Source organism: Weissella sp. DD23 (assembly GCF_001579105.1).
Classification (GTDB): Bacteria; Bacillota; Bacilli; order Lactobacillales; family Lactobacillaceae; genus Weissella; species Weissella cibaria.
Window position 1 is genome coordinate 104896 of record NZ_KQ970392.1, and the last position, 3151, is coordinate 108046.

General features: G+C 43.7%; 5 protein-coding genes. All 5 read left to right on the forward strand.

Annotated elements, in window-relative coordinates:
- The coding region (locus WEIDD23_RS14025) for a hypothetical protein (RefSeq protein ID WP_207644204.1) at positions 1-205 on the forward strand (205 nt) is incomplete at its 5' end.
- Positions 206-316: 111 nt separating this feature from the next.
- Positions 317-1321, forward strand: coding sequence for an alpha/beta hydrolase (locus tag WEIDD23_RS04840; protein WP_010375180.1), 1005 nt, complete (start codon positions 317-319; stop codon positions 1319-1321).
- A gap of 128 nt (positions 1322-1449) precedes the next feature.
- Complete coding sequence (locus WEIDD23_RS04845) at positions 1450-1935, forward strand: hypothetical protein (protein ID WP_010375179.1); 486 nt, start codon at positions 1450-1452, stop codon at positions 1933-1935.
- Between the two features lie 67 nt (positions 1936-2002).
- Positions 2003-2665: a TetR/AcrR family transcriptional regulator gene (locus tag WEIDD23_RS04850; protein WP_010375178.1), complete on the forward strand. Its 663-nt coding sequence runs from the start codon at positions 2003-2005 to the stop codon at positions 2663-2665.
- Between the two features lie 129 nt (positions 2666-2794).
- On the forward strand, positions 2795-3151 hold a 357-nt coding region (locus WEIDD23_RS14510; RefSeq protein WP_242865430.1), incomplete at its 3' end, for an FAD-dependent oxidoreductase.

The following is a 3151-nucleotide window of genomic DNA, read 5'->3' on the forward strand; positions in this document are numbered from 1 at the left end:
GAAAACAGCGAATCATGATATTTTAGTATTAGCGGCGGTGGTGATGCCGAGCTTAATCTTTCCACGGACGTTTCGCGGATTTGTGATTGTAGCACTATGTTATCTGGCGTTTTGTATCTTTATTTACGCCGTGTACTTTGTATTTTTAAAATATACCAAAATGGGGTTGTCTCGAGTTGAAAAGTATTATCGATTAGATGAATAGGGTTAGATAATTACCTCACGAAAAGTATCAATAAACAATTAAAACAATGTCATAAAGTGCCCGTTACCATATCCGAAAGCGATTAAACTGCTGGTGAGGGGGTATTTAACAATGACAACAGATGAATTTACTAAGAGGTTTCGACCCGGTACCACGACCTCTGGCTATCTAGATGACCGGGCTAAAGCAGAAATCAACGCGGCGGGACCGAGTTTTGATCATCAACCAACACCGGCTGAAATTCGCGCGGTGATGGGGTGGCCTGCTGCTCATCATGAAGCGGTCAATGAATTGACAGTACGGGCCCATAAAATTGTCGGGGTGTCAGTGACTGAATTTGTGCAACAACGATATGATGACCGAGTTTTACCGACTGTTGTTTTCATTCACGGGGGCGCTTTTGTTGGCGGGAGCGTTGCGAATGTGACGCCAATTCTGCAGCAAATGGCGGATGCCGGGGCGCTACGAGTTTTTGCGCTTGATTATAGTTTGGCACCGGAGCATCCATTTCCGGCAGGAATGTTAGATGTATATCGCGTGGTTGTGGCATTGCATCAAGCGGCAAAACAATATGGGATTGATGAAACGCAATTATCATTAGCAGGCGATTCAGCTGGTGGTAACCTAACCTATACGGTGGCCTTGCTTGACCAGAATTTACAGTCGAATTATTTGCATAAATTGGTTGCGATGTATCCGGCTGTCTACAATGGCCATGATGCCGAAAAGGAAATGGATTTTTCGGATATCCAGGCATATGGTGCCCAAGCTGACCAAGCGTTGATTGCGCAGTATATTGCGTCATTTAGGGAAAGTCCGTTAATTTCAGATTGGTATCTCCAAGGCGTTGATGATGAGCAAATGGCGGTTTCGCCGATCAATGCACCAGCAGCGATGCTTGCTGAGTTACCGGCATCATTGCTAATCATCGGTGAGTTTGATCCGCTCCGTTTGGAAGGAGAGGCTTTCTTCGAACGGGTACGTGATGCGGGTGGAACTATCGCTTACATCCGTTACAATGGCATGGTGCATGCATTTGTAGACAAAATTGGTGACTATCCGCAAGCCAAACAAGCGGTGTTAGACTTGGTAGATTTTGTTTTAGCTGAATCGTGATTGTGTTAAAAGTTATATATACTGGATATGAGGCATTCGAGAGATTGAATGTCTTTTTCATTGCAAAAAATTGGTGTTAAATTAGTAATTAATGGTTTTCGGATCGAAAAATAAGGGAGGCCGAGAAAATGGCAAAGCGACCAGAAGCGATTGCGCTTGAAAATTGGTTATTTGCACGTCTTAACCCACGTGGCAAGGGTCGAGTTAGTGCTTACGGGGCGACTGAAGTGACATTGTCAACGGATGCCTCGGCAAACAAATTGGGAAAAGGTCGTAAGAAGGCTGGCTATCAAGGCCGGGTTGATTTCATTAGTATCGATACACAACGAACAGTGCGAGCTTACGAAATTAAGGTGTCGATACAAGATTTTCGAACACAGGCAATGAAATCATGGGTGGGTCATTATAATTATTTGGTGACAACCGATGAATTAGCCGACAAATATCGTGATGAAATTCTAGCGGCGTTACCAGATGGCATTGGTTGGTTAACGCCCACGCAGACAGTGCGTCGGCCAAAACGACACGCTTTGCAAATTGATGAGACGTGGCTGGTTTGGTTAATGATGCGCCGTAATGCGATGGTGGTCCGTGATAGTCGGTTACAGGACTGAGCCGGAGAAGCGAAAAATTTGGTACAATAACAGGAATACATATAATGAATGGGAGCGCGAAGTAATCATGGGACGGCAACGGAATGAAGAGACAATTAAACAGATTCGCCGCGCCGTTTGGCAACTATTTCTGGCCAAGGGATATGGGAAAACATCTTTCTCTGACGTTGCTCAGACTGCCCAACTGAATCGTTCGATTGTCCAATATTACTTTGCGAAAAAAGAAGATTTCTCAAATATGTTAATGGCGCAAGTTTCGGATCAGGTATTAGTCATCGTCGATCAGAAATTTCCTGATGCGAGCCGTCTTGAGCGCTATTATTTAGCCAGTCAGTTGTATTTTGCTGTTTTTTGGCACCCAGAATTGCGCCATTTACTTAAAGAAATTCTCGAAAATCGCAAATTAGCAGATGAGTCAATGTACAACCAGGTGATTTGGTCAGTGAATATATTAACTGACGCAGTTGATGAAGCTAAATTCGAAGCTGCCTATATTGATGTGGTGGATGCTTGGGGTGGCTTTGCAGAAGTGATGTACTATTCATTGCAGCATGATCGTCAAGTTGATTTGGCACGTGGTCTTAAACGCTTGGTGCCCTTGATTGCGATGATTGCGGGTTATGAGGCGGATGTGTGTGACCAAGTTATTGCGACGCATACCTTAACGTCCGAACAGCGTGATGAATTGCGCGATCGTATTTTACAACAAATAAACCAAGAAAATAAGTAAAGGAAACCCTTTGGCTGTTACTTAGCAGCTGAAGGGTTTTTGTTTGACCTGTTAAAAAGTTAGTGATAAAGTTATCAATAAGCATTTACTTGGTATGCATACAGGAAAAAGAAACTTGGGGTATTAATCATGAAATACGACATTATTTTTATTGGTAGTGGTCATGCTGCTTGGCACGGTGCACAAGAATTGGCCCGTGCAGGTAAGCGTGTTGCGTTAATCGAGCAGGAGAAAGTGTCTGGTACATGTACCAATTTTGGCTGCAATGCTAAAATTTTGCTCGATGGACCGGCAGAATTGTTACATCACTTACACAATTACCACGGTATTGGGATGAACGATGCGGTGAACATTGTTTGGCCTGAATTGATGGCCTACAAGCACCAAGTTATCGATCCAATGGATGAAGCAATGGCGCAAATTTTGGCAGTCGATGGCATTGATATTATTTTTGGGCACGCATCATTTGTTGATGCCCACACGATT

Bases quoted from the DNA above. Each gene is read 5' to 3' on its own strand.
- WEIDD23_RS04840 (WP_010375180.1), top strand. From the start codon at position 317: ATGACAACAGATGAATTTACTAAGAGGTTTCGACCCGGTACCACGACC.
- WEIDD23_RS04850 (WP_010375178.1), top strand. From the start codon at position 2,003: ATGGGACGGCAACGGAATGAAGAGACAATTAAACAGATTCGCCGCGCC.
- WEIDD23_RS04845 (WP_010375179.1), top strand. From the start codon at position 1,450: ATGGCAAAGCGACCAGAAGCGATTGCGCTTGAAAATTGGTTATTTGCA.